Here is a 25815-nt window from a genome sequence, read left to right on the forward strand (position 1 = left end):
CGACCTTAGAAAGGTGATTGGGCCGCCGATAAGATCCATTTCCATGGTGGACGAGTGGCCCAATTGCGGGATGGATCTGCATCTGGACCTGGACGCCGGCGACGGGCTGCGCACGGGTCTGGAGCGGGCGCTGCGGGAGGCGGTGCGGTCGGGGCGGCTGGCGACCGGGATGCGGCTGCCGGCGACCCGCAGGCTCGCCGAGGATCTGGACCTGTCCCGGGGAACGGTGCGGGCGGCCTACGACCAACTGATCGCCGAGGGATACCTCACCGCGCGGCAGGGCTCGGGCACCGTGGTGGCACTGCGGCCACAGACCGCTCCGGCGCCCACGGCGGTGCCCGCGGCCGTGGAGCGGCCACGGCACGACCTCCGTCCCGGGAGTCCGGACGCATCGGCGTTCCCAGCGGCGGCGTGGCTGGAGTCGTCACGGCGCGCCGTGGCCGCGGCTCCGGCCGAGGCGTTCAGCTACGGCGACCCGCGAGGACGTCCGGAACTGCGGGCCGCGCTGGCCGGATACCTGGGACGCGCCCGCGGCGTGTCCGCCCATCCGGACACCATCGTGATCACCAATGGGTACCTGCATGGCCTGACGCTGCTCACCGCGGTCATCGGCGGAACGTTCGCGATGGAGGACCCCGGCGTCTCGATGCACCGCGAGGCGATCCGCCGCACCGGCGCACGGGTGATCTCGCTACCGGTCGACGACCGCGGAGCCCGTACCGACCTGCTGACCGGCCTGGGCGCGAACGCGGTGGAGGTCACCCCTGCACACCAGTACCCGATCGGCCACACCCTGCATCCCGACCGGCGGCGCACCCTGCTGGACTGGGCTCGCTCGACCTGCGGCCTGATCATCGAGAACGACTACGACGCCGAGTTCCGCTACGACCGCAAGCCCGTCGGTGCGCTGCAGGGCGCCGCCCCCGACCACGTCGCTTACCTGGGCACGACGTCCAAGACCCTCGGCCCGGCGCTGCGGATCGGCTGGATGGTGCTGCCGCACCGCCTGATCGACCCGATCGCCGACGCCAGAGCGCACACCGACCACCACACCGAGAACCTGGGCCAGCTCACCCTCGCCGACCTGATCACCCGCCACGCCTACGACCGTCACATCCGCGCCTCCCGCCAGCGCTACCTGCGCCGACGCGACCGGCTCCGCAGCCGCCTGGCTGACCTGCCGATCACACTGACCGGCATCGCGGCCGGCCTGCACGCCCTCATCCCCCTCTCCCCGGACGGCCCCACCGAGACCGATGTCCAGACCATCGCCCAGGCCCGCGGACTCGCCCTCGGCTACCTGTCCGACCGCAGCGAACTGCCCCGCACTCCCCAGGGCGTCATCATCGGCTACGGCCGTCCCCCCGACCACGCCTACACCCCGGCGCTGGACGCCCTGGCCACGACCTTCGCCAGCCTCTTCCCGCGGCCGCATTGAGATCGCCACTCAGATCACCAGATTCCCGAAGTCTCGCCCGCCCTCCCTTTCGCCGTGTCGACACGCCTGCGGTTGCGCGGGAACCGGGGGTGTGCGTCGGCTCGGGGCTGGTGAAACCCTCACACCTTTCGCACGCGTGCCCCGGCGCACCCGAACCTCCTGCCGCCCAATCAAAGATCAGCGTTCTCAGGCAGGCACTGACCTTGTCTTTTAAGTTCTGATCTTCGCTAACGGTGCTTGCAAGGCGAAGCGGACTCCACCTGTGTCAGCGGACACGGCGCTTTCCCCGGGCTCAGGCGTAAGGGCAGGGCGCGGGTTGGCTCAACGAAGGTCGCCTGTGATGATCCACAGGTGGCCGAATGGGTCACGGATGCGGCCTGAGCGCTTGCCGTAGGGCCGGTTCTCGATCGGCACGATGACCTCGGCGCCGCGGGCGCTCATGCGTTCGCCGATGCCGTCCGGGTCGTCGACCTCGACTTCGAGGAGGACCGGGGAGCCGCCAATATCACCAGGTGCGAGCCACCCCCACTCGGAGACGGCCGGCGAGATCCTGAGGGACGAATCACCAACGCGATGATCAATGACGGAGGGGCGGCCATCGTCGAGTGGGGGAGCACGGAACACTTCTTCAGCGCCAAGGGTGTCCTTGTAGAACGCCGACGCATGGTCCGGGTCGGACACGATGATGCGGGGAAACATGTGCATGCCTGACAGGCTAGGACATGGACGCTGACCTGGGCCGACGTAGGGTGCGGCAACTGCCTGGGCGCGATCGCGGCGCGGTGCCCTTTGCTTTGACCTCCAGAATCCTGCGCGTCCGCTCACTTCACGCCTGCCAACCACTACTGACCACCTCGGCAACCAAGATCAGCCGTTAGGTCGACGTCCTACAGGTCGTCTGGCCTTTCACCAATCAGGTCAGCGCCCAGCCCCTGCCCTGGACGGCGCGGAGCCGAGGTCCGGGCCATGGCGGGCGGGACTTATAGGTCGCCCACGATGTTCAGGGCGTTTCCTTCGGTGTCCACGAAGGAGGCGTAGACCATGCCGATCTCGGGAATCTCCGTTCGCCCGACGGTGATCTGCCCGCCGGCGGAGGTGATCCTCTCGATCATCTGGTCGAGGTCGTCGACCCGAATGACCAGCCGCGGATGCCGCAGTTCGTCGTCGCGGTCGACGATCTCGCCGCGGGCCGCCCCCGCCTGTGGCTCGTCGGTGTACACGGTGTCCTGGCGCCAGCCGAACACGTCGCCGTAAAACCGCCAGGCACGCCGGGCATCGTCTGCCGAGCCATCGCGGTTCTACGCCGTGCCTGTGCCAGTGGACGGGGTCTGGGACTCGGGGGCACGAGACCTCCTCACGGAAGTGAACGATTCTGGTCTGTCCTCGTTGAAGACCAGGCCTTTGGCCTCCAGCCCTGCGTCAAGCCGCCTTGATCTCGTCAGCCTGCTTCCTGGATCGCGGCACACCGCTAGAGCCTGTTCCTTGGATCAGGCGCGGAGCCAGATGAGCAGGACGGCGATCGTGATCGAGGGCCTCTCGCAGGTGAAGCGGTATCTGGAGCAGGAGAAGACCCGGCTGGGATCACGTGTGGGCCGGGTCCTTCAGTAGAGCCGGTTGGTTGGTCGCGGCGGCCCGTTTACAACCACGTTGCGGTCTATCAACCCATGCGGACTGTTACCACATACGGCAGATATCGTGGTGGTGGCGGGGACGGAGGGGGGAGTGTGACGGAGGAAGAGGGCTTGGATCGTCGGATCGAGCCCTTCCGGATGGAGCTGCTGGCGTACTGCTACCGGATGCTTGGCTCGGCTCACGACGCAGAGGACCTGGTCCAGGACATTTACCTGAGGGCGTGGCGGGCGCGGGAGCAGTACGACGAGACCCGCAGCTCACTGCGCACCTGGCTCTACCGGATCGCGACGAACGCCTGTCTGACCGCCCTGGAGGTTCGCGGTCGCCGGCCGCTGCCGTCGGGGCTGGTGGCCGCCTCGGATCCGCGCGGGCCGCTCGTCCAGGCAGAGCACGCCGCCTGGCTGCAGCCCCTGCCGGACTCGTCGCTGGACGCGGGCGATCCGGCTGGGGTCGTGATCGACCGCGGCAGCCTGCGCCTGGCGTTCGCCTCTGCCTTGCAGCACCTGTCGGCGCGTCAGCGCGGTGCGCTGATCCTGCGTGAGGTGCTCGGCTTCTCGGCGTCGGAGACGGCGGAGATCCTCGGCACCACCGTGGTGTCGGTGAACAGTTCCCTGCAGCGGGCGCGGACCCGCCTGCGGGAGGTCGGGGTTCGGCAGGAACGGGTCAGCGAGCCGTCCACGGCCGAGCAGCGCGCCTGGGTCGAGCGTTACATGAAGGCGTTCGAGCTCGCCGACGTCGAGGGCCTCAAGCGGCTGCTCACCGAGGATGTGCTCATGGAGATGCCGCCGATGCTCAACTGGTTCTCCGGCCGCGGCAACTACGGCCTGTTCATGGAATGGGTCTTCGAGGCGGCAGGGAGGGATTGGCTGCTGAAGGAGGTCACGGCCAACGGCGGCCAGCCCGGATTCGCCGCCTACCGGCGCGTCGGTGACGGATACGAGCTGCACACGCTCCAGATCTTCACCGTCACCGCAGAGGGCATCAGCCGGAACTCGGTGTTCCAGGAGTCCGAGGTCTTCACGGCTTTCGGTCTCGCGGTCGCACTCGACGCCCAGGGGGTCGCCAAGGCCGGGGGTTCCTAGCCGGGTGAGGGGGTGCTTGTTCTCCGGCGAGCACGTCTCGAAAGTTCTGACCGCGGGCGCGATGAGTTTGGGCTCCGCCGCCGGTATGTATGGGCGAGTTCGCCGGACTTACCCGGGCGGACCGTTCACGAGGGAGAACCTGATGTCGAACAGTCGTGCAGCGGACAAGGCCGCGATCCAGGCCGTGCTGGCCGATTCCTACAAGGCGTGGCAGGCCGGCGACGCCGACGGCATGGTCGCCGACTACACCGAGGACGCGACCGCCATCATGACCGGTTCGCTCCGCGACAGCCGGGACGTGATTCGTCAGAACATGGCCTTGGGTTTCGAAGGGCCGCTCAAGGGCAGCTCGACCCACAACAAGCAGCTCAGCATCCGCTTCGTCGGCGGGGACGCCGCGATCGTCATCAGCGAATCGGCCATCCTGTTCCCCGGCGAGACCGAGATCCCGGACGACTCGCGCAAGGTGAACGCGACCTGGGTCTTCGAGAAGCGGGACGGCCAGTGGCTGATCGCCGCCTATCACAACAGCCCGGTGCTGGCGCCTGTGCGGTGAGCCGCGCGGCGCGAAGCGAGCCCCGGGACGTTCGGCTGCCCGTCGCCCAGCGCCCCGAGCAGCAGCGGCTCCGTCACGTCTGGGAACAGGCGGCGAGCAGCCGCCGCACCGCCGCGGCGTTGCCAGTCACGACCCGCGCGGCCAGGCGTTCCAAGGCTGGCTCTGGCGGCCACGGCCCGGTGCGTGTTCGGCGAGCCCTGGGTCAGCAGCCGGGCATGGCGGGCGCGCAGTTCGTCGTCGGCCCAGCGGAGCTTCGAGCAGATCGTGCGCCTCCGCGCCTTCGGCGCGCACGTCGGGCACTTGGACCGAGACCGTGTGCTGGGGCGGTGCAGACCGGTTCCTGATCGCTGGGTTGCGTCAGCTGCCGGAGTGTTCCAGCCCGGCAGAGATCAAGGTTCGCACGGCTTCGGCACGGGAGATGCCGTGCCGGTCGGCGTACTGGTCTACCTGCGGCAGTAGGTCTCCAAGGCGTACCTGGACGCGGCCACCGATCTCGGGTCTGCCTGGGCCTGTTTCGGCGGGTAGATCGGGAAGAAGTCGTGTTACCGCTTCGGTGTAGCCGTTACGCGTGAGCCAGTCGACGGCCTGGTGGTCGGTCGGGAGGAGCTCCCAGGTCGATGGTGAGCAGTCGCTGGGACCCAGGTGATGCCGGTGCAGGACCCACTGTCCAGAATCGGTGTGAAAAAGGGTCTCGCGGACTCCGCGGATGCTGCCCCTGCCCGTGCGCTCCCATTGGGCGTAATCGTCGTCGGTAACGGTGTTGGCTTCGACGAATGCCTGGGCCCGGTCGGGGTCGAACCAGCCTTCGACTTTGGCTTCGGATAGGCGGTCTTCGCCGTACCGGTAGATCATCTGCCTTGGCATGATGCGCTCCAGTCATCCGGCACTAATAAACGATGTCGTAAACATAGCCATGGGCCAACCCAGGTCAATAGACGACATCGTTTATGACGTGAGGGTCGGCCCGGTTCTCGCCGGCAAAGCCATGCCTTCGCTTCCAGCGTTGGGCTCACGGTTTGCCGGCGGATGAGTCTGCGGCTGAGGCGGGCGTGGCGAGGGCTGGCCCGGCTTGGCCGCGCTGGAGGTGCTGCGCTGTCTAGCGGGCTGGGCCGCGGTCGTGCGGTGGGCGGTGGGGCGGTGTCGGGTCTGCGTGGCTTGTGGAAGGGCGGGCGCGGGGGGATCGGGCCGGCCAGGGTGGGTGTCGGGGGGCGGGGGTGTGTGGAGGGCGTTGGGAGGACTGCTGGGGTTGTTGGGTGGTTTGTCACTGTCGCTGGGCGGTGGCTCTGATGGGTCGGGTTTGTCTGGTGCGTGTCGATCTTGATCGGTCGAAGGTCGTCGGTCCAAGGTCCGATACCGCCGGCGGGCCGGGCCTCGTAGGGTCAGGTCGTGATCTTTGCTCGCAGTGAGTCCGATGTGGCCGTCGTTCTTGGCCCCGGTGGTCCGGTCGGCACCGCTTGGTTGCTCGGCCTTGCCGCCGGGTTGCGTCGCGAGGGCGCGGACCTGGCGCGCGCGGACCTGCTTGTCGGCACCTCGGCGGGCGCGATCGCCGGCGCCGCCGTGGCCATCGGACGCGACCTGGAGGCACTCGTTGATCTGCCTCCGGTACGGCCGGGCGAGCGGGCCGGGGATCTGACCGTCATGCCGCGGGTGCTGGAGATCCTCAACATGCCTGGTGTGGATCGCCGCGAGGCGCTGCGCCAGGTCGGTGCGCTCGCCCGTGAGGCCGACGCATTGCCCGAGGAACGGCACCTGGCCGCCATGGAGCACCTGGTCGGCACCCACACCTGGCCCGACACCCCGCTGCTGGTCACCGCCGTGGACACCGACAGCGGCGAGCCGGTGGTCTGGAATCGAGACAGCGGTGTGCCGCTGCACGCCGCCGTCGCCTCCAGCAGCGCCGCACCCGGCTACGCCGCGCCGATCACCATCGGCGGGCGGCGCTACATGGACGGCGGGCTCGGAGCAGGTTCCAACGTCCACCTCGCCGACGGTGCGGGCACGCTGATCCTCATCGAGCCGATCGGGCACCTGTTCCCGGCCGCGCCGATCGAGGCGGACGTGCGGGTCACACCGGACCCGGCCGCGCTGGAGGCGTTCGGACCAGACCTGGCCGATCGGAGCCGATGGGCCCAGGTCCACAAGGCCGGGCAGCGCCAGTCCACCGACATCGCCGACCGCATCAGATCACTCCTGCCCCAGCGTTGGACCTGACCGCCATCACCAAACCGGACCGATGCGCTCCCACTCTGTGATCTACCCGGCCATCAGCGACATCCTTCTCCGCGTCGGCCGATTAGCATGCCCAGCCGTTCAGCGCTGCAGCCCTCGCGGTCGAACAGCCCCAGATCGTCACACGCGAGCGACGCGGCGGGGTCAGGTCAGCAGGAGGGTCTTGCCGATGGTGTCGCGGTTCTCCAGGGCGGCGTGTCCTTCGGCAGCCTGTTCCAGAGGATAGGTCTGGCCGATGACCGGGTGGATCCGGCCGGCTGCCGCTTCCTCCAGCACTCTGCGTGCCCAGGCCCTGCGGTGCGGCCGGCCTTCGACGAGCTGCTCCATTCCGATCACGGTCACCTCACGGCGCGCCGCCTCGTCCCGGTCGATCTCGGTGAATCCCCCACCGGCGAACCCATAATTGGAGTAGGTGCCCCCGGAGCGCACCAGGTCGAACACAGCCCGGCCCAGATCCCCGCCGACCCCGTCGAAGACCACGTCCACGCCGCCGACCTGGTCGATCCAGCCGGGCGCGCTGTAGTCGACCACCAGGTCGGCGCCGAGCCCTTCGACGACCTGAAGTTTGCGCGCGCCCCGCGCGGCGCCGATGACACGGGCTCCGGCGGCGCCGGCCAGCTGCACCAGCCCGCTGCCGAGACCACCGGCCGCCGGCTGCACGAGCACGGTCGCGCCGGGCCGCACCCCGGCCCGATCGAAGACCATCAACGCGCCGGCGCCATCGTGCAGCAACGCCAGCGCCTCACGCGTCCCCACCCCGTCCGGCACCGGGATCAGGTTCTCCACCTCGGTGGTGACACGCTCGGCGTACCCGCCGTCCTCGACGTCGGCCACGTCTGGATCGCCGACTCCACCCCCGGTCGAGTGTGGCCGCTCCCACCTCACCACCCAGTGGTCGGACATGGCCGGCCGGGGGAGCTACGGCTACTGCCGTTCTCACTCCCGCTGGTTTTGGGGGTGACGGCTGTATCTGATCTGCACCTCAGCCGGGATGCCGATCTGCTGGGCGCTGGCCAGCCCCAAGATGGACGAACGCGGGGTGGTGGAGGCGATGCTGGAGGTCGAACCCGACCTGGCGTCCGACCGGCCAGACCTGTTGCTGATCGCCGACCAAGGCTTACCGAGCCAGCCCCTGCCTGGCATGCCGACCTCTCCTCGTGGGGTCCATGGCACGCAAGTCAACCAATGTGACTCCACGAGAGGCGGGGTACATCACTGCGTAAACCGGTCCGCCAGCTGATCGAGCCGGTCCACGACACACTCAAAGGCCGACTCGACCTGGAACGCCACGGCGGCCGCACCTTCCCGGGTGTGGCCGTCCGGGTCGCCCAACGCACCCCGGCCATGACGGCGGCCACCTGACATAACCACCGCGCCCGCCAACCGGTCACCCGCTCGCTGATCGCCTACGACCACTAGGAATCACTCGTCCAGCTGACCGCGCGGGTACGGGTCGACCTTCTCGTCGGGTGACTGCCGTGGGCCGGGCGGTTCGATGTGTTTCGTGGGTGTGCTCGCTCCCGGCATGCCCCCATGACGTTCGGTCGGTCGCCACTCAGACTCAACCCACTGCTGTACGGCTGTACGGCGCTGGTTGCAGGCCCCGGAGTTTCTTCCAGCCCATCGCGGTAGCGCGATTCAACCGCTCGTTTGATGTGCTGTGCCGCCGGATCTCATAGCTTTCATGCGCAACACCTATCGGATCCGAGGCGTGTTCTGTCCGGCTTTCAGCCGTCGGCCGCGAATACAGGCGCCTGGATCTCGGCGGCCACTCGACTGCGGCAGGCCGGTCCCAGGAGCATGCGCACCCGTCGGGTGCGCAGTTCGATCACAAGGGGGCAACCCATGCCGGGTGTTCTGAAAGGTCCACGTCGTCGTACGATCCGCGATTCGTGAACGTTCCCGAACAGGGCTGGGCTTGCCACCGCGTGCAGGCTTCCTGACAGTTGTGGTGACCACTCAACCCCCAGGCACGCACACCAAAAACTAGCAAGAGGAAAAGTAAGGGAAGGAGTTCTCGCCACCCGCACGACGACAACCGATGTCCCCCTCAACGGACACTTTCGGGAAAGCCACAGAGAAGAGGTCACATGCGCTTGTCACATCAGGTCATCATCGTTCCCGCCGTGGTGACGGCCGCCGCCACGCTCATTTCGCCCGCGCACGCCGACAACTCGAGAACGGCCCTGGCCCCGCCAGCACCAATCACGTCGGCCGCTGCGCCGGCCGCATCCGCAGCTGCCTCGTGGTCCACGACTGGATGTGCGGGGGCACATGCTCAGGGAACCGCTTGGCAAAGTGGTTCCAAAACCTACGTTCGGGGATATGTCAAGGACACTGCGGCCGACAGCCGCTGGGCGGCCGTACAGATCAAATTCGCCGACGGCCATAAGGTAGGGTATAGCGCTACCCGCTACGGGGCGGTGGTGAACTTCTCGATTGGCAGGCGGGCAGGTGCAGGCACCTGGATCGAGGTCCGTGAAGGGCGTCGCGCCACAACCGCTCTTACGAACCGATGCTGGGGGCCGTGGAAGAGGAAATGGCTCTAGCCTCTGGGAGGTAAAGGCGCCGAGGATCAGAATAGCGGTTGCCGGCGCGTCTATACGTGAACCCAGTCGGACGGCCCTCCCCAGTTTCCCTGGGGCATGACAAGCATCCAAACGGAAAATCCCGTTGGGTATCCCGCAGTGGACGGATTAACGAGAGTCGGCCTGTCGTTAAGGACAGCGCCAGCAGGTACGCCGCCTTGTTCTCGGAAGTGCAGAGTTGGTCGAATGGGATGGCTTGGCCCTCGTTCTCGGAAGTCCACGGCGTGAGAACTTCCGGAACATGGTCTTCTCGGAACGCGCTGACCTGGGAAACAGGGCTCGGGCGCACTTCCTGGCTGCCTTCTTGGTACACGACAGGCCGAGTCGGGCGGTCAGCGCGTTGCCGCCTCCTAGGACGCGACCCGGTGCTACCGCGTGTTTACCGCAGACATGCTCAAGTTGCTCGGCGCGACCCGGGAAGCGGCGCGGGCAGCCGACCCTCCGGGCTGATCGGAGTGATCGACCGGACTTGGGGCGGCGTTCGGCCTGGGTGCCGCGGAGTGCCGCCAAGGGACATCGAGGCACCGGGCTGTTCACCTGATCAGTTCAGATCCCGATGGCAAACGATCTTGAGGCCTGATCATCTATGGGTGATCAGGGGGCTGAGCTGGGGGTTTTTGGAGCGGGCGACGGGAATCGAACCCGCGTAGCCAGTTTGGAAGACTGGGGCTCTACCATTGAGCTACGCCCGCGTGGATCGGGTGGACCGATCACCATGCCGTAGCGTACCGGGTTTCCGGGGTGGTTGTGTCGTCAGTCGCGGGCGGTGATGTTGCGGAACTCGACCTCGGCGTCTTCGGTGTAGAGGCCTACTGAGCCCCTGGTGTAGGGGCGTTCGGTGTCGGTGAAGGTCGTCAGGGTCCGGTCGCCGGTGCGGACGGTCATGGTGGGGCCCTTCTGGTCGACGCGGATGTCGTACCAGCGTTTGAGGGAGAACTTCGGCATTCCGGTCGCCAGGAAGCGCTGGCCGCCGGGATAGGCGGGGTCGCGTTTGCCCAGTTCCCAGCCGTTGGGCTTGAGCGCCAGATAGTAGAAGTGGTGGTCGTCGGTGTAGTGCCAGATGACCCAGGCGGATTCCCAGGGGTTGGGGCGGACGTTCCGCAGTTGGGCCACGGTGCGGGCGCGCAGGCGGAGGCTGACGTTCTGGTAGGTGGTCAACGAGACGATCAGGCCGGCGTGGGTCTCGGTGGGGACCGTCGCGGGCTGGGGGCGCATGGTGATCACGCCGTCGCGGATGCCGTTGCGGCCGTGGCCGTCGTAGACGGCGCGCCACGGGCCGTGGACCGTGTCGTCGCGCCACTGCACGAACTCCGTCTTGCCGTAGTCGGGCACGACGACGACGGCCGCGGCGGCGAGGGCGCCCATCAGCGCGAGGGCGAGGAGCCAGCGGCGGCCCCTCATGCGGCCTCAGTCGAATGCCGGGACAAAAAGGGCATCCGGTCGCAGGCAGTCACGGACGAGGGTCGTGACGATGCGGTTGGAGGCTTTGCCGTCGCCGAACGGGTTGACGGCCCTCGCCATGCCGGCTCGTTCGGCGGGGTCGTCGAGGAGACGGGTGGCCGCGGCCAGGACGTGGGCCGGTTCGGTGCCGACGAGGCGGGCGACGCCCGCTTCGACCGCTTCGGGACGTTCTGTGGTGGCGCGCAGGACAAGCACGGGCTTGCCCAGACTGGGGGCCTCCTCTTGGACACCGCCCGAGTCTGTCAAAACCAGATCGCAGGCCGCCAGGGTCGCGGCGAAGTCGGGGTAGTCGAGAGGCTCGCAGATCGTGATGGCGGGGTGGTCCTTAAGGGTCGGAACGAGGGATTCGCGGACGGCGGGGCTCTTGTGGAGCGGCAGGAGCACCTCGCAGTCGCCCCGGTCGGCGAGCCGCCGCAGGACGCCGGCCAGCTCGCGCATGCCGGCGCCCTGGCTCTCGCGGCGGTGCAGGGTCACCAGGACGCGGCGCAGGTCGGTGCGGAAGGCGGGCTTGCCCTCGTCCTGGGCGAGCATCCAGTGCAGGTTGTCGATGACGGTGTTGCCCGTGGTGATGATGTTGCGGTCCGGTACGTTCTCGGCGCGCAGGTGGGCCGCGGCGCGGGCGGTGGGGGTGAAGTGCCAGCGGGCGATGCGGCCGATCAGCTGGCGGTTGAGCTCCTCGGGGAACGGGTTGGCGAGGTTGCCGGTGCGCAGTCCCGCCTCGACGTGGGCGACGGGGACGCGCTCGTACGAGGCGGCCAGCGCGCCGCACAGCGCCGTGGTGGTGTCGCCCTGGACGATCACCACGTCGGGCCGCCGGTCGGCGATGACCGCGTCGAGCGCGTTCACCAGGCGGCCGGTCAGCTCGGACAGGCGCTGGCGGTCCCGCATGACGGCGAGGTCGGTGCCCGCGGCGATGCCGAGCGTGCGGAGCATGGGCAGGAGCATCTCGCGGTGCTGCCCGCTGTTCACGATGATCGGATCGAACGCGGGGGAGGCGTTCATCGCGCGCACGACCGGGGCCAGCTTGATCGCCTCGGGCCGGGTGCCGAGGACGACCATCGCCCGGATCGGGCCGTCGGCGAGCACGTTCAGGGCAGGGTCGGGCATGGACATGGTGGCTCCTCTTCGACAGGGGCGGCGGGAAGCGCGAGGACCGCAGGGTCGGGCGCGGCGCCGGTCGGCGCCGCGCCGGGGGAGCGTTCGCTCAAGTCCGTGCGGTCTTGAGCCAGGTGTGCTTGCCGGTGAGGGCACGGGCCAGGGCCCACCAGCCGGAGATGAACCAGATGTAGCCGTAGACCACATAGACGTGGCCGAGTAGCAGGGCGAAGGCCCAGCTCACGGGTTCACGCTTGCGGTAGACGAACGCGTAGGCCGCGGCCATGCTGAACGTCATCAGGTAGAACCAGGGCAGCCACCAGGGCGAGAGCAGGCTGTGCCCGGACTGGACCGACGCGACCACCGTGTCCCCGAGCATGATCATGAACGCGATCGGCAGCAGCGAGGTGAGCAGCAGCAGCGCCGGGCTGGACAGGTGGTAGATCAGGTCGACCGCCGACCGCGCCGGGATCTGCCGCAGGATCAGCGGTACCAGCCGGAACGCCTGCAGATGCCCCTGGAACCAGCGCGACCGCTGCCGGAGCAGCCGGCCGAGCGTGAGCACGGCCTGCTGGTGAACGGCGGCCGTGGGGCAGAAGCCGTTGATCCAGCCCGCGGCGAGCAGGCGTACGCCCAGGTCGAGATCCTCGGTGAGGCAGTCGCTCCACGGCTCGCCCGGCAGTGACTCCAGCGCGGCGAGCCGCATGAACTGGCCGTTCCCGCCCATCCCGACGCTGCCGAGATGGCGCCGCGCGTTCTGGAATATCTCGCCGTAGACGACGAATTCCATGTCCTGGAGGCGGGCCAGCAGGCGCAGGCGGCGATTGTACATGCGCACGCCGACCTGCACGGCACCTATCTTCGGATCATCGAAAAAGGGGTCGACCTGCTCTACCGCGTGACCGTCGAGCCGGCCGTCGGCGTCCACGACGCAGACGATGATATCATTCGGATTTTTGCCGTTGAGCAGCTCCGATTCGCGCAGCCAGCGCAGCCCGGCATTGAGCGCGGCCCCCTTTCCCTTCCGGGCGTCCGGAAATTCGCGCCGGTACAGCTGGACGCGTGGTGATGTGAGATTGCGGACGGCGGCCGCCGTTCCGTCGTCGGACGCGTCGTCCACCACCAGAACGAGCATGTCGTCCAGGGGAAGCCGGATAATCCGCGCCAGGCTTTCGCTGATCACCTTTTCTTCGTTGAGACAGGCGAGCAGGAAAACATAAGTGCGTGAACCGGCCGCGGCGACGGTCCTTCCGGTGGGACGGCGCGACAACGCGAACATCCCGCTGTTGTACGAGACGGCCAGAACGATGATCGCCAGACTGCCCGCCACCGCGATCCGCCCGGTCATCGCCGGATCAAAACCGCTGGCCAGAGAGCTTGCGATGGCTCCTCCGCGTCCCGTCATGGGCCTTCCTCCGCAGCCGGGCGGTCCGCTGCGACGCCGGTCGGGCGCCCCCGCACCCGAACGCACACACCGACGAGGAAAAGGCCGATTGCGGCCACGCAGTAGACGCCGAATCCCACTCCCGTCACCTGGAGGAGAATGCGCGCGACCCTGGCCGCGGGTGTGGCCGCGGGAGGCGTGATGATTCCCGCGAAGATGAGAAAGGTGCTGACAGACAACTTGACGTACACAGCACGGATCCCCCGTTTCATCTGCCCGTCATTCGAGCTGGAAACCCACAAAGCTCGTAGGCCGCCTACGTCCGTTGCAGGACTTCCCCAGGTCGCTCGGAATCCGGGCTCCTCTGCTGTTCCGAAGGCACCGTATCCCGAAGTAAAGTCCTTGCAAAGTCGGGGGAAGTGAACACCTGGTGGCACGGCTCGGCAAGCCAGAGATCAAGTTCTGATTAATCCGAACTTCATGTCTTGTTGCGACGGCCGCCACATTTCTCATTACCTCGTTCCAGCAAAGGTGGAGGGCACTTCATGAGGGTGAGATGGCGAAGCCGGAGAGCAATGGCGCTGCTGGTGGCCGTGATGACGGTCCTCGCGTTCGGGATCGTGGCCGGTTCCGGCGCGGGGGCGGCGGACGGCGGAGGCCTCGCCGAACGAGGACTGGCCGAACGAGGACTGGCCGGTCCCGGCGGACGCGGCCACGCCGAGACGCTGCCGCGGACGCCGTCGCCCGCGCTCAAGCTCAAGGAGTGGGCCAAGCAGCAGGTCAGAGCCGACAAGCAACGGCGCGCGAACCCCCGGGCGACCAAGCCGATCCCCGGTCTCAAGATCCCTTCAAGGGTGAACGGCCCGTCCGCGCGCACCGCCGCCGCGACGTCCGCGCTCGTCCTGTACGACACGGCCGGGCCCTACGGGTTCCTCGGCGAGCTGTACGGGATGGCCACGGCCAACCTGGCCGGGCGCTTCGGCGCGGTCACCGCCAAGCCGGTCTCGCAGTACACCGCCGGCCAGGTCGACCAGCACACCGCGACGATCTACATCGGCTCGACGTACTACGGCGGCGGCATCCCCGACGCCGTCCCCGACGCGTTCTACAGCGACGTCGCCACCACCGCCAAGCCGGTGGTCTGGATCAACGACAACATCTGGACGCTGGCCAACAAGATCGGCGTCGCGAACTTCACGGCCAAGTACGGCTGGGACCCGACCAACTCCTACTTCGACCCGATCGGGGACGTCACGCGGGTCGACTACAAGACCCAGCCGCTGAGCCGCACCGTCCCGGACGGCGGCGACAACGGCGTGCTGCGCCCGTACGTGACCGACCCGTCCCTCGTGACGACGCTCGCGGTGGCCAACGACACCAGCACCACGCCGGTCACGACGTTCCCGTGGGCGCTCCGGTCGTCCAACCTGACCTACCTCGGTGAGATCCCGTACTCCTACGTCAACGAGACCGACCGGATCATCGCCTGGCACGACCTGCTGTTCGACGTGCTCGCGCCGGACACGCCCACCCGGCACCGCGCGATCCTGCGGCTGGAGGACATCAGCCCGAACAGCGATACCACCCAGCTGATGAACATCGCCCGCTACCTCGCCGGCCAGCGCATTCCGTACGCCTTCCAGGTGATCCCGGTCTACAACGACCCGAACGGCGCCGGCAACGACGGCGTGCCGGAGAACGTCACCCTGGCGCAACGGCCGCTCGTCGTGGCCGCGCTCAAGTACATGCTCGCCAACGGCGGCCGTATCGTCGCCCACGGCTACACGCACCAGTACAAGGACGTGGCCAACCCCTACAACGGTGTCACCGGCGACGACTTCGAGTTCTTCCGGGCCCACATCAACGCTGACGACCGCGTGGTCTTTGACGGCCCGGTGCCGGAGGACTCCGAGACCTGGGCGGCCGGTCGGCTCACGGCAGGCAAGGCAGCGTACGGAACGGTCGGGCTACCCGAACCTACGATCTGGACGACTCCGCACTACGCCGCATCAGCCCTGGACTACGGCGTCATCAAGCAGCACTACGCCGCGCGCCTGGAGCGCAGCCTCTTCTTCTCGGGTCAGCTCTCCGGCGGACCAGTGGACGGCCAGCGCTACATCGGCCAGTTCTTCCCCTACCCCGTCCGTGACGTCAACGGCGCGACCGTACTGCCAGAAAACCTCGGCAACTACGAGCCCGTGTCACAGAACAACCACCCAGCCCGGTACCCAGCCGACATCATCCGAGCGGCACGCTACAACCTGGCGGTCCGCGACGGCTTCGCCAGCACCTTCTACCACCCGTACTTCCCGGTGGCCCCGCTACGCGAGATCGTCCGAGGCATCCGCGACCTCGGCTACACCTTCGTCGACCCCGCAACCCTGATCCAGTAACCCGCAGACCCTCGGTGGCGCAGCAGCGCAACGGCACAACCCCCCGCCGCTGCGCCACCACCCGCCGCACCTGCGCGCTTCGCTAGCCCGCGTGGTTGCGTTACCGGCCCCGCGTGGTTGCGTTACCGGCCCCGCGTGGTTGCGTTACCGGCCCCGCGTGGTTGCGTTACCGGCCCACGCGGCTGCGCCACCAGCCCATGCTGCCGTGCCGGCAGCCCACACGGCGTTGCGCTCAGGTCTACTTTGGGCGCCACCAGCGGCGTAGGACTTGTTCGGCGGGCTTGCCGTGGGGGCTGTACGCGAGGTGCGGGGGTGTCTCGGCGGCGTCCGGCCAGTCGTCCCACATCCACCAGTGAACGCCCGCCCACCACCGCCGTCCTGCACAGCTGGCGAGCAGGGCCTCGTAGGCTGCCGCCTGCTCGGCGTTGCCGTTGGTGGCGCTGAGCTCCCACGCGTACGGCTCGGTCGTCGTTCCGCGCTGGCTCACGTATCCGGCCTCGGTGAACAGGACGGGCCGCTGCCGTTCGGCTGCGAATCGTCCCACCTTGTCCAGGATCGGCGACCAGGCCCGGCGCAGTGCGGCGACGTCGGTGGTGGGACGTGGCGCCAGCGGCCAGTACGCGTCGATGCCGATCAGGTCGACGGCGTCCCAGAACGCGACGTCCTCGAACTCGTCGTAGTTCGCCGCGTAGACCAGCGGCCCGTGGAAGCGGGCCCGCACCGACCGCACCACGGCCAGCCAGCCGGAACGGTCACCCGACATCCCGGCGAGCTCGGTGCCGACCGCCAGCTCGGCCACGCCGGTCTCGCGCGCCAGGTCGGCGTAGTGCACGACGAACCGGGTGTACGCGGCGTACCAGCGGGCGCGGTCGTGCCTTCGTGGCCGGATCGCCGAACGGTCTTGGTCGCCGGGGAGGTTGACGTGCGGTTTCAGCAGCACCTTGAGCCCGGCCCGCCGCGCGAGTCCGATGATGTGCCGCAGGCTCGCGTCACTGGCCGTCTCCTCCGTCGCGCGCAGGTCGGCCGCCTTCGGCGAATCCTGGTACCACGTCGGATTGAGCTGGATCCAGCGCGCTCCGGTCGCCGCGATCGCCTCGACGTAGGAACGCGCGGCGGGGCTCGCGTAGTCGTCGGTGTTCCAGGAGGGCAGGGCGATGCCGCGCCGTTCGCCGCCGCCCACGTGCGTGCCGCCGCCCACGTCCGTGCCGCCCGTCTGACGGGAACCGGGTTCGTGTGATCTTTTACCGGAACCGCCACCGGACGCCGAGCACGCCGCGACGATCCCCAGGATGATCAAGAGACCGGTGAGCCGGCCGCGTTCTCTGTCCGCCATCCGCCCTATTGCACCACCTTTGATATGGCTTCGACGTAAGACTTTCCCGACCCGATCCGGCCATGGACCGGGGCGGCAGTGACTGTCGGGACGGCCGGTGGTACGGGGAGTAGCCGCCACTAGCGTGGCCGACCGTGTCCCAAATACCCCCACAGGGGTGCGCCGTTTGGGGCCCTACCGTTCCGCTCCGGTCGCTCGGCCGGGACGCCTCGATCCCGGGTCGTCGCTGGTCCAGGGGGTGGCACGGCTCACCGGCGCGCAGCGCGGTCTTCGGCCCGAGGCGAGGGTCCGTAGCTGACTGTGGCCGAGACTAGCCAGGTTCGTAGCTGACTGTGCCCGATCCAAGCCAGGTATTGGAACTGGCGGCGCGGATTATTTCGCTGCCCTTTATTCCGGCGGTGACGGATCGATTTACAAGACGCCAGAAGAGCTGTTTCAGATAGTCAACATGAGGGAGTGTACGCGGCATTGGTTTGGCTGTATGTTGCGTTGTGCTCGTCCTCCGGTGGCCACCGCGATCGATTCATAGCTCGTCCCGGTAAAGGAGGAACGCTGTGGGCAACGCGACAACAATATCCAACGGCGAGCTACAAACGTGGCTCATTGACAGGATCGCTTTCTACCTCGACAAGCCGGCCGAAAGCATCGACCCCGCGGTCGAGCTGGCGCGCTACGGCGTCGACTCCGTCTACGCCATCAGCATCATCAGCGACATCGAGGACCACCTCCAGGTGGAGGTCGACCTGGACGAGGCGCGCCGCCGGGAGACGGTCGACTCGCTGACCGGCTACCTGCTCGACCTCGTCGGCCGATGAACGGCTGGCCGGACGACTACACCGCCCGCCGCCACCTGGTGGTCTTCGGCGACAGCGTCGCCGAGGGGCAGCACGACCCGGACCCGGCCGGCGGCTGGATCGGATGGGCCGGCCGCCTCGCGGGTCACCTGGACATGCCCCGCGGGCACATCGCGAACGCGGCGCGGCCCGGCGCGACCATCGCGGACGTGGTGCGAGATCAGCTGCCCGCCGTCGGGCACCTGCGGCCCGGCCTGGTGGTGATCAACTGTGGCATGAACGACGCGCTCAACGGGTTCCAGAACGCCGACGTCGCCGACCGTCTCGAAGAGGTCTTCACGTGGTCGGCGAGCCAGGGCGCGGCGGCCATCGCCGCCCCCGTGCCGCACCCGCCGTTGCTCTACCGCGGGCTCATGTCCGACTTCCGAAAGAAACGGGTGCTGCAAAGAATTCACGAGTTCAACGCGGCGCTCAACCGGAGTGCGAAGGCCTGCGGGATGACATTTCTCCCGCCGGAAGCGGTACCCAGAGTCGACCATGCGTCCCTCTGGAGTCCAGATGGAATCCACCTTAATTCCAAAGGGCACGCCTATGTCGCGGAGGTGATCGCGGACCTCGCCAGAGACCTGCTCAGCGCGCGAACGATCTGAACCGATGATCGACCCGACGATCCACGCGAAACGATCTGACTCGATGACCGGCCCGGCCGGCCTTTCGGGACCGATCCGGAGCGAACGATCCGGTTCACGATCCATTCGTGCGGCGAACTGAGCGGACGACCTGATCCTCGGGGGACAGTCACCGTCTGGGGTTAAGAGATGAAGAGACCACTCTCCTTCGCCCACATCACCCGCATCACGCAGTCGACGATGTTCCTGCCGCTCGCGCCCGTCCTGCTCGTGCAGGCCCGCCGGACGGCCCGCAACACACCGCGGCTGGACCCGGCGACCGGCGCCGAGACCGGCGTCACCACCGGCACCGAACCCGCGTTCCGCCTCCTCGTGATCGGTGAGTCCACCGCCGCGGGAGTGGGCGCCACGGCGCACGCCGAGGCGTTGCCCGGTTTCCTCGCCGACGCCCTGCGCCGGCACCTGCGCCGCAGCGTCGCCTGGTCGGTCACCGGCAAGAACGGCGCCACGGTCCGCAGGGTCATCACCGATCTCGTACCGACCTCGAACGGCTCGGCCCCGGACCTCGTGGTGGTCACCGTCGGGATCAACGACCTGATCCGGCGCCGCCCCCTGAAACGCTGGGCCGCCGACCTGGCCGAGCTCCTCACCGCCCTGCGCGCCAGATACCGCCATGCCGCCGTGCTCGTCGCGGGGATGCCGCCCGTTCACAGGTTTCCCGCGATCCCGCAGCCGCTGCGCATGGTGCTGGGCGCCCAGGCGCGGGCCATGGACAGGATCATGCGCGAGGTCGCGCACGAGCACGGCGCCGTCCATGTGCCCATGGACGAGGCCATGGCGCGCGACCGCCGGCTCTTCGCCTCCGACGGGTTCCACCCGTCACCGGCCGGCTACCGCGTCTGGGCGCACGACCTGGCCCTGGCCATCTCCTCGCCCGCGGCGTACGCACCCTGGCCGCCCCGCCCCGTCCATCCGGCGCGCTCCGCGCTCTGAACGGCACACCATGCGCTGACCAGAGCCGACGCGGCAAACGGCGCGTCTGCCGGCGCACCCCCCGACAAGCGCACGCCCACCAACAACGCACAACCCCAACCGCAACACCGGCTGGACGGTGGTGGCTGGGGGCGCGCGTGGGGCTTGGAGGGGGCGCTCTGATGTGTGCCGGTGCCGTTTGGCCGGTGCCGGCACGCCTGAACGGTGTCGCTTCACGCAAAGGAGCAGCGGACGTGACCGTTCCTGGAACATTCCGTGCCGCGGTGGAGTCCAAGGACCTCGCCGCGATCACCGGGACGCTGGACCCGGCCATCGAGTTCCACAGCCCGGTGATGGTGAAGCCGTACCAGGGCCGGGACGCGGTCACCGCGCTGCTCCGGGTTCTCCTCGAGGTCTTCGAGGACTTTCACTACACCGACGAACTGGTGGGTTCCGCCCCGGCCGGCCGGTCGGACCCGCCAGGCGGCCCGCCGGCCCAGGCGCTGATCTTCAGCGCCCGGGTCATGGGCAAGCACGTGCAGGGGCTCGACCTGATCAGGTTCAACGACGCCGGACTCGTCACCGGCCTGACCGTCATGGTCCGGCCTCTGCCCGCGGCGATGACACTCGCGCGGCTCGTCGGAAGGCGGATGGAAGCGAACGAATCCGCCTGACCCAGACCAGTAAGAGGGAGTCGAAAGATGGACAGCCAGGTCCCCGCCCGCGCGGTGCCGAGTCGCGCGGCGCTGAGCCCGGCGCACCGGATCGCCGCCGATCTGGACGCCTACCTCGGTGATCCCATGGACGACGGTGCCGCCCCGTTCTCCTACCAGGCCATCGTGGCGGCCGAAGAGCACGACGAACTGCCGCCCGGCGCGGTCGAGGCGGTCCGAGACTGGGGATTCCCCGCGTACCTGGTGCCGTGCCATCTCGGCGGGCGCCTGGCGACGCTGGAGGAGTTGTTCTTCGTCACCCGCGGCATCTCGCGGCGCAGCGTCACGCTCGCGGTGATGTACGGATCGGGGCTGCTGGCGGTGAACCCCGTGTGGCTCTGGGGTAACGAACGCCAGCAGCGGACCGTCGCCGAAGGCGTCCTCGACGGTGCCCTCGCCTGCTTCGGGGTCTCCGAGGCCGACCATGGCAGCGACGTGATGGCGTGCGAGGCCGAAGCCGAGCCGCGCGAGGACGAGCTGGTCCTGTCCGGCACCAAGTGGCCGGTCGGCAACGCCACCCGCGGGCGCTTCGTCACCACGTACGCGCGGACGGGCTCGCGGGACTTCTCGCTCATCCTGGTCGACAAGCAGACGCTCGATCCGGCGACCTGGTCGGTGCTCCCGCCGGTCAGGACGGTGGGGCTGCGCGGGCACGACCTCAGCGGCATCGTGTTCACCGGCGCGCGGCTGCCGGCCGACCGGGTCATCGGGCGGCGGGGCTCCGGCCTCGTCCAGACCCTGAAGACGCTGCAGATCACGCGGACGGCGATCGCGGCGCTGTCGGTCGGCACGATCGACGCGGTGGCACGGATCGGGATGGAGTACGCGCGCAGGCGCACGCTCTACGGCGCCGACATCTACCAGATCCCCGTGATCCGCGACCACCTCGTCAAGGCGCATCTCGATCTGCTGATCGCCGAATGCGTCGCGATCCCGGTGACCCGCAGCCTCACCGTCGCGCCGGGACGGCTCAGCCTGTGGTCGTCCATCGTCAAATACTTCGTCCCTATCTTGGGGGAGGAGGTCGTCGCCAGCATTGGCACGGTCCTGGCCGCCCGCGGCTACCTGCGGGAGGGCGTGGCCCACGGCGTCTTCCAGAAGCTCCAGCGCGACCACGCGATCGCGAGCATCTTCGAGGGCACCACGCACGTCAACCTGGCGAACGTCGCCGCGCAACTGCCGTATCTCGTCACCTCCCCCGAGGTGACGGGCGACGAGGACGTCCTGCTCGCCGACCTCTTCCGCTGGACGCGCACCCCGCCCGCCTGGCGCCCCGACGGCCGGCTGCTCCAGCTCACGAACGAGGGCCTGGACGAGATCGGGCAACGGTTCGAGGCGACCGCCTACGAGGTCCGTACCGAGGCCAAGGCCCACGCGGCGCCCGGCGTCGCGGACGACCTCGCCGACCTCATGTCCCGCATCACCGACCTGCGCGCCGACCTGTGCGCGGGCGTCCGGGAGGCGCCGGGCGACACCACCTCGGTGGCGGCGCTGGGCCGGGCGCGGCGGTACTGCGAGCTCCACGCGATGGTCTCGTGCATGCTGACCTGGCTGCACAACCGCGACGACTTCGGCGGCGCGTTCGCCGGCGGGGGATGGCTCGTGCTCTGCCTGCAGCGACTCCTGCAACGCGTCCAGCCCGACACCGCGCTGACCGAGGACCATCTGCCCGCGATCGAGGCCGCGATGTTCAAGGGGTTCGGCGAGCGCCGCTGGTTCTCGCTGCTCTCGCTGGCCGCCGAGGACGGGCCCGACCCGCGGGCCGGGGTGTGATCCGCCGTGCGGTCACGCGACGGCCTCGCCCGGGGCGAGGGACAGGGCGGTGGATTCGTGTCGGTCGTGCGGGAGAACGTGGCGTCCTACGGTGACCAGCGCTACTTCACGTTCGTCAGCGAGGAACGCGGGCCCGGCAGGACGTACCGGGAAACCGAGCTGGGCTTCGCCGATCTCGACCGCCGCGCCCGCACCCTGGCCGCGCGCCTGCAGGGGTACGACCTCCAGGACCGCGCGGTCATGCTGCTCTATCCGGAGGGACTGGAGTTCGTGTCGGCGTTCGTGGGCTGCCTGTACGCCCGCGTCCTCGCCGTTCCGGCACCGCTGCCCGAGCTCGACGCGGGCCGGTCGGGGCGCACTCGGCGGATCATCGCGGACGCCGACATCCGCTGGATCCTCACCGACCGGGCGCACCGCGGCATTCTGGAGAAGTGGCTCGCCGACGCGGGCCTGGCCGGCGAGGTCGGGTGCCTGGACACCGAGACCGGCGTGGGCGCCGACCCCGGCGACTGGTCGATGCCGGACATCGGCCCTGACACCCTCGCGTTCCTGCAGTACACGTCGGGGTCGACCAGCGAGCCCAAGGGTGTGATGGTCTCCCACGGCAACCTGCTCCACAACGCCGAAGAGATCAAGCGCCGCATCCACGGCCGTCCCGACACGGTCGGCACGGGCTGGGTGCCGCACTACCACGACATGGGCCTGCTCGGTCAGTTCCTGCAGCCGCTCTACCTCGGCTGCCGGTACGTGTTCACGTCGCCGATCACGTTCGTCAAGCGGCCCGTCCTGTGGCTGGAGCTCATCACCCGCCACCGCGCGACGATCATGCTGGCGCCCAACTTCGGCTACGAGCTGTGCCTGCGCCGCGTCACCGACCGGCAACTGGAGGGCCTCGACCTCAGCTCACTGCGGACGGCCAAGAACGGCGCGGAGCCGGTCCGCCCCGCGACGCTGCGGCGGATGGTCGAACGGTTCGGCCCCGTCGGGTTCCGGCCGGACGTCTGGATGCCCTGCTACGGCATGGCCGAAACGACGCTCCTCATCACCGGCGCCTCGTTCGGCAAGGGTGCCGTCGTCCGCGATTTCGACGCCGACGCCCTGACGCACGACCTGGCGATCCCGCTCGACGATCCGCTGGCCACAGGACACCCCGGTGAACGGGCCACCCGCCGGCTGGTCGGCAATGGGAGTGCGGTCACGCTGGACGTGCGGATCGTGGAGCCGGAGAGCCGGGTCGTGCGGCCGGCGGGGCATGTGGGGGAGATCTGGGTGCGCGGCGGCAGCGTCGCCAAGGGGTACTGGCGCAGGCCCTCGCAGACGCGGGAGACGTTCCACGCGTTCACCGCGGACGGCGCCGGGCCGTACCTGCGTACGGGGGACCTCGGGTTCGTCCTGGACGGGGAGCTGTACGTGACCGGGCGGATCAAGGATCTGATCATCGTCAACGGGCGCAACATCCACGCCCACGATCTGGAGGAGGCGGCCCAGTCGGCCAATCCCAAGGCGCGCACCAGCGCCGCGTTCTCGATCGACACCGGTACGGAACAGGTCGTCATCGTGCAGGAAGTGGGCGCCCCGGCGGCCGGAGAGACGCCGCTCAGCGAGTTGGCGGCCCGCACCAAGACGCGGGTGGCCCGCGCGTTCGACCTGCCGGCACTCAGCGTCGTCTTCGCCGGACGGGGCGCGGTTCGCCGTACGACCAGCGGAAAGATACAGCGTGGGCTGACTCGGCAGGCCCTGCTGAACGGGAAGATCACTCAGCTCGCAACCGATCTTCAACCAGTTGTGTCAAAACAAATTAGTCAAAAACGAGACTAGGTATGTCTTTGCCTGATAAAGTCACGGATCACCCGGTGCACAGAGTGGAGAGAAGACGGGCCATGGCGCTACGTCACGCGGTTCTCGCGGCCCTGCTGGACGGTGAGTACAGCGGCTACCAGCTCGCCAAGATCTTCGACCTGTCCGTCTCCAACTACTGGCACGCCGTTCCCCAGCAGCTCTATGCCGAGCTGACCAAGCTGGAGTCCGAGGGGCTGATCACCGGCCGCCGGATCATCCAGCACGATCGTCCCAACAAGCGGGTCTTCACCGTCACCCAGGCAGGGATCGACGAGCTGGAACGGTTCGCCGCCGTACCGGCCAAGCCTGGGATCATCCGCGAGAATCTCCTGGTCATGGTGCAGGCCGTGGATCACATCTCCACGCCTGCCGTGATCACCCAGCTCGAGGACCGCGCGCTGGCCTCCGCCGCCAAGATCGCGATCTTCGAGCGAACTCTCGAGCACCTCCGTGGTGATCTCGACGAGGAGTCCTATCTGCGTACCGGTTCTCCGATCGGGCCTTACCTGACGTGTCTGCGTGGGCTCCGATTCGAGCAGGAGAACCGCGAGTGGTTCGAGAGCACTGCCCAACTGCTGCGCGACCGAGCAATCGCGCACGCCGAGGAAGGCAAGTCATCGTGACCCCCGGCCCCACGCCACGCCCGCGCGGGAACCGGTCGCCACGCCCCAGCCGAGGAGGCGTTCATGACGGGCGAACACCGCACGATAGAGCGACCTAGCGACCCAGCCGAGCCACACGCCGAGGCGCACGCCGCGCCCACCGCGCCCCATGCGGCGCACCTGCCCGCCGTGACGTCCGCCGCCACATCCGCCGTGGCGTCCGCGGTCGCGGCCAGGGCCCTTCCCTCCACCACGGTCACGGCGGACGCCCCGCCTGCCGTGCTCGCAGTGGCGGAACCACGGGACACCCTCCGGCCCCCGGACGTCCTCGGGTCACCGGACGTGCTTCTGGGTGAGCTGAACCTTCCGGCGGCACACGCGTCCGTGCCCCTGGCCCGCGGGTTCAGCCGTTCCATCACCACGGCCTGCCAGATCCCGGACGTCCGGGACGACGCCGAGGTGCTCGTCTCCGAACTGGTCACCAACGCCGTGCAGCACGCCGCGGTGTCCGGGGCCACGCTGTGCCTGCGCATGCTCCGCGCCGGCACGCGGCTGCGCATCGAGGTCCACGACCCGAGTCCCGTGCTGCCGCGCGCCGTCCGGATCAACCTGCTGGAAGAGACCGGCCGGGGCTGGTTCCTGGTCGCGATCATCGCTGAGCGGCACGGCATCGAGCAGACCTCCGCCGGCAAGTCGGTCTGGTGTGAAGTGCCCGCGTGGCCGTGACGGCCCGCGCCGGTCCTTCATAGCAAGCCGTCCGGCCGTCCCGCCCTGCGGGCCGGACGAGAGCCCAGGTTCTGGAGCGGAAGAGCATCATGCGCGTTTTCATGGCGATGTACGCCGCGTCCGAAAGCCCTCGCAGACGTACCGACCGTCGGCGATAGGGGTGGGGACGCGATGTCCGTGGAGTGGTACCGAGCAGATGGAAGACCCGCGACATCGGACGAGGCACAGCGGCTGCTGCTCGATGTGAGATCACGCCTGCTCGCGCAGGACGTCATCCGCGTCGGACCGGTCGTGGTGGTCGTGTCCACCTGGTTCACCGTGATCGACCAGGGGCTCGCGGCGAACGGACGGCCGCTGTTGTGGCAGACGATCGCGTCCGATCTCACGATGCATGCCGACATCGGCCAGTACACGACGCGGGAGAAGGCGGCCCGCGGCCACGCGGAGGCCGTCGCGATGATCACTGACCGGCTCCGCCGGCTGGTCGCCCGCTCGAACGCCGGAGAGACCTGGTCGACCGGGCACGAGGGCTGGTCGGCCACCGGCTGACGACCCGTTCCCAACGAATCTCTAACG

General features: G+C 68.7%; 21 protein-coding genes, 1 tRNA gene and 2 pseudogenes. 15 read left to right on the top strand and 9 right to left on the bottom strand.

Translation table 11 applies throughout. The features are described from left to right. The first annotated feature begins 70 nt into the window (after positions 1–70). A complete protein-coding gene (pdxR, locus tag ABD333_RS18590) occupies positions 71–1438 on the top strand; it encodes a MocR-like pyridoxine biosynthesis transcription factor PdxR (RefSeq protein WP_344542482.1) in 1368 nt (455 codons plus the stop codon). A 321-nt stretch (positions 1439–1759) separates the two neighbouring features. Here the strand turns inward: pdxR and ABD333_RS18595 are convergent, their stop codons facing one another. Both ABD333_RS18595 and ABD333_RS18600 read right to left on the bottom strand, forming a co-directional pair. Continuing rightward, positions 1760–2143, bottom strand: coding sequence for a VOC family protein (locus ABD333_RS18595; RefSeq protein WP_344542484.1), 384 nt, complete (start codon positions 2141–2143; stop codon positions 1760–1762). 275 nt (positions 2144–2418) lie between these two features. Further along, a pseudogene (locus tag ABD333_RS18600) lies at positions 2419–2709 on the bottom strand (VOC family protein); the annotation flags it as partial. A 453-nt stretch (positions 2710–3162) separates the two neighbouring features. Between ABD333_RS18600 and ABD333_RS18605 the strand changes: the two are divergent. Both ABD333_RS18605 and ABD333_RS18610 read left to right on the top strand, forming a co-directional pair. Beyond that, complete coding sequence (locus ABD333_RS18605) at positions 3163–4152, top strand: sigma-70 family RNA polymerase sigma factor (protein ID WP_425546919.1); 990 nt, start codon at positions 3163–3165, stop codon at positions 4150–4152. Positions 4153–4168: 16 nt separating this feature from the next. Continuing rightward, positions 4169–4708: an SgcJ/EcaC family oxidoreductase gene (locus tag ABD333_RS18610; protein WP_344542488.1), complete on the top strand. Its 540-nt coding sequence runs from the start codon at positions 4169–4171 to the stop codon at positions 4706–4708. A gap of 357 nt (positions 4709–5065) precedes the next feature. Here ABD333_RS18610 and ABD333_RS18615 read toward each other — a convergent pair whose 3' ends face one another. Further along, positions 5066–5560, bottom strand: a complete 495-nt coding sequence (locus ABD333_RS18615; protein ID WP_344542490.1) for a hypothetical protein — start codon at positions 5558–5560, stop codon at positions 5066–5068. A gap of 561 nt (positions 5561–6121) precedes the next feature. Between ABD333_RS18615 and ABD333_RS18620 the strand changes: the two genes are divergently transcribed. Next, positions 6122–6919: a patatin-like phospholipase family protein gene (locus tag ABD333_RS18620; protein ID WP_344542492.1), complete on the top strand. Its 798-nt coding sequence runs from the start codon at positions 6122–6124 to the stop codon at positions 6917–6919. A 162-nt stretch (positions 6920–7081) separates the two neighbouring features. On the opposite strand, the gene ABD333_RS18625 is transcribed toward ABD333_RS18620, so the two are convergent. Continuing rightward, positions 7082–7771, bottom strand: a complete 690-nt coding sequence (locus ABD333_RS18625; protein WP_344542494.1) for a zinc-binding dehydrogenase — start codon at positions 7769–7771, stop codon at positions 7082–7084. On the opposite strand from ABD333_RS18625, the pseudogene ABD333_RS47535 reads away from it, so the two are divergent. After that, positions 7772–8299 (top strand): annotated as a pseudogene (locus ABD333_RS47535) (transposase family protein); the annotation flags it as partial. A 1844-nt stretch (positions 8300–10143) separates the two neighbouring features. Here ABD333_RS47535 and ABD333_RS18635 read toward each other — a convergent pair. The 4 genes from ABD333_RS18635 to ABD333_RS18650 all read right to left on the bottom strand — a co-directional run bounded on the left by ABD333_RS18635 (position 10144) and on the right by ABD333_RS18650 (position 13429). Beyond that, positions 10144–10217 (bottom strand) — tRNA-Gly (locus ABD333_RS18635). Positions 10218–10278: 61 nt separating this feature from the next. Next, positions 10279–10926 carry a 3-keto-alpha-glucoside-1,2-lyase-like domain-containing protein gene (locus ABD333_RS18640; RefSeq protein WP_344542498.1) on the bottom strand — a complete coding sequence of 216 codons (648 nt, stop codon included), beginning with the start codon at positions 10924–10926 and terminating at the stop codon, positions 10279–10281. A 6-nt stretch (positions 10927–10932) separates the two neighbouring features. Then, positions 10933–12288 carry a non-hydrolyzing UDP-N-acetylglucosamine 2-epimerase gene (wecB, locus tag ABD333_RS18645; protein ID WP_425546920.1) on the bottom strand — a complete coding sequence of 452 codons (1356 nt, stop codon included), beginning with the start codon at positions 12286–12288 and terminating at the stop codon, positions 10933–10935. Beyond that, positions 12191–13429: a glycosyltransferase family 2 protein gene (locus tag ABD333_RS18650; protein ID WP_344542501.1), complete on the bottom strand. Its 1239-nt coding sequence runs from the start codon at positions 13427–13429 to the stop codon at positions 12191–12193. Before ABD333_RS18650 ends, wecB begins: the two co-directional genes overlap by 98 nt. 611 nt (positions 13430–14040) lie before the next feature. On the opposite strand from ABD333_RS18650, the gene ABD333_RS18655 reads away from it, so the two are divergent. Continuing rightward, complete coding sequence (locus ABD333_RS18655; protein ID WP_344542503.1) at positions 14041–15858, top strand: DUF2334 domain-containing protein; 1818 nt, start codon at positions 14041–14043, stop codon at positions 15856–15858. A gap of 238 nt (positions 15859–16096) precedes the next feature. On the opposite strand, the gene ABD333_RS18660 is transcribed toward ABD333_RS18655, so the two are convergent. Continuing rightward, complete coding sequence (locus tag ABD333_RS18660; RefSeq protein WP_344542505.1) at positions 16097–17191, bottom strand: glycoside hydrolase family 113; 1095 nt, start codon at positions 17189–17191, stop codon at positions 16097–16099. A 554-nt stretch (positions 17192–17745) separates the two neighbouring features. On the opposite strand from ABD333_RS18660, the gene ABD333_RS18665 reads away from it, so the two are divergent. The 9 genes from ABD333_RS18665 to ABD333_RS18705 all read left to right on the top strand — a co-directional run bounded on the left by ABD333_RS18665 (position 17746) and on the right by ABD333_RS18705 (position 25788). Then, complete coding sequence (locus ABD333_RS18665; protein WP_344542507.1) at positions 17746–18006, top strand: acyl carrier protein; 261 nt, start codon at positions 17746–17748, stop codon at positions 18004–18006. Further along, on the top strand, positions 18003–18635 hold the full coding sequence (locus ABD333_RS18670) for an SGNH/GDSL hydrolase family protein (RefSeq protein WP_344542509.1): 633 nt from the start codon (positions 18003–18005) through the stop codon (positions 18633–18635). Before ABD333_RS18665 ends, ABD333_RS18670 begins: the two co-directional genes overlap by 4 nt. A 168-nt stretch (positions 18636–18803) precedes the next feature. Then, positions 18804–19607: an SGNH/GDSL hydrolase family protein gene (locus ABD333_RS18675; protein WP_344542510.1), complete on the top strand. Its 804-nt coding sequence runs from the start codon at positions 18804–18806 to the stop codon at positions 19605–19607. A gap of 233 nt (positions 19608–19840) precedes the next feature. Continuing rightward, a complete protein-coding gene (locus ABD333_RS18680) occupies positions 19841–20260 on the top strand; it encodes a nuclear transport factor 2 family protein (protein WP_344542512.1) in 420 nt (139 codons plus the stop codon). A gap of 27 nt (positions 20261–20287) precedes the next feature. Then, the gene (locus tag ABD333_RS18685; protein WP_344542514.1) at positions 20288–22072 is read left to right on the top strand and encodes an acyl-CoA dehydrogenase family protein; all 1785 of its coding nucleotides are present in this window, start codon (positions 20288–20290) and stop codon (positions 22070–22072) included. A gap of 6 nt (positions 22073–22078) precedes the next feature. Further along, positions 22079–23890: a fatty acyl-AMP ligase gene (locus ABD333_RS18690; protein WP_344542516.1), complete on the top strand. Its 1812-nt coding sequence runs from the start codon at positions 22079–22081 to the stop codon at positions 23888–23890. Positions 23891–23952: 62 nt separating this feature from the next. Next, positions 23953–24534 carry a PadR family transcriptional regulator gene (locus tag ABD333_RS18695; RefSeq protein WP_344542518.1) on the top strand — a complete coding sequence of 194 codons (582 nt, stop codon included), beginning with the start codon at positions 23953–23955 and terminating at the stop codon, positions 24532–24534. Between the two features lie 63 nt (positions 24535–24597). Next, positions 24598–25239, top strand: a complete 642-nt coding sequence (locus ABD333_RS18700; protein WP_344542520.1) for an ATP-binding protein — start codon at positions 24598–24600, stop codon at positions 25237–25239. A gap of 171 nt (positions 25240–25410) precedes the next feature. Beyond that, on the top strand, positions 25411–25788 hold the full coding sequence (locus ABD333_RS18705) for a hypothetical protein (protein ID WP_344542521.1): 378 nt from the start codon (positions 25411–25413) through the stop codon (positions 25786–25788). Positions 25789–25815 lie beyond the last annotated feature (27 nt).

It is taken from the genome of Actinomadura fulvescens (assembly GCF_039533225.1).
Lineage (GTDB): Bacteria > Actinomycetota > Actinomycetes > Streptosporangiales > Streptosporangiaceae > Spirillospora > Spirillospora fulvescens.

Bases quoted from the DNA above. Each gene is read 5' to 3' on its own strand.
- ABD333_RS18650 (WP_344542501.1), bottom strand. From the start codon at position 13,429: ATGACCGGGCGGATCGCGGTGGCGGGCAGTCTGGCGATCATCGTTCTG.
- ABD333_RS18705 (WP_344542521.1), top strand. From the start codon at position 25,411: ATGTCCGTGGAGTGGTACCGAGCAGATGGAAGACCCGCGACATCGGAC.
- ABD333_RS18595 (WP_344542484.1), bottom strand. From the start codon at position 2,143: ATGCACATGTTTCCCCGCATCATCGTGTCCGACCCGGACCATGCGTCG.
- wecB (WP_425546920.1), bottom strand. From the start codon at position 12,288: ATGTGGTCTACGGCTACATCTGGTTCATCTCCGGCTGGTGGGCCCTGG.
- ABD333_RS18695 (WP_344542518.1), top strand. From the start codon at position 23,953: ATGGCGCTACGTCACGCGGTTCTCGCGGCCCTGCTGGACGGTGAGTAC.
- ABD333_RS18660 (WP_344542505.1), bottom strand. From the start codon at position 17,191: ATGGCGGACAGAGAACGCGGCCGGCTCACCGGTCTCTTGATCATCCTG.
- ABD333_RS18700 (WP_344542520.1), top strand. From the start codon at position 24,598: ATGACGGGCGAACACCGCACGATAGAGCGACCTAGCGACCCAGCCGAG.
- ABD333_RS18675 (WP_344542510.1), top strand. From the start codon at position 18,804: ATGAAGAGACCACTCTCCTTCGCCCACATCACCCGCATCACGCAGTCG.
- ABD333_RS18640 (WP_344542498.1), bottom strand. From the start codon at position 10,926: ATGAGGGGCCGCCGCTGGCTCCTCGCCCTCGCGCTGATGGGCGCCCTC.
- ABD333_RS18615 (WP_344542490.1), bottom strand. From the start codon at position 5,560: ATGATCTACCGGTACGGCGAAGACCGCCTATCCGAAGCCAAAGTCGAA.
- ABD333_RS18670 (WP_344542509.1), top strand. From the start codon at position 18,003: ATGAACGGCTGGCCGGACGACTACACCGCCCGCCGCCACCTGGTGGTC.
- ABD333_RS18685 (WP_344542514.1), top strand. From the start codon at position 20,288: ATGGACAGCCAGGTCCCCGCCCGCGCGGTGCCGAGTCGCGCGGCGCTG.
- ABD333_RS18655 (WP_344542503.1), top strand. From the start codon at position 14,041: ATGGCGCTGCTGGTGGCCGTGATGACGGTCCTCGCGTTCGGGATCGTG.
- pdxR (WP_344542482.1), top strand. From the start codon at position 71: ATGGATCTGCATCTGGACCTGGACGCCGGCGACGGGCTGCGCACGGGT.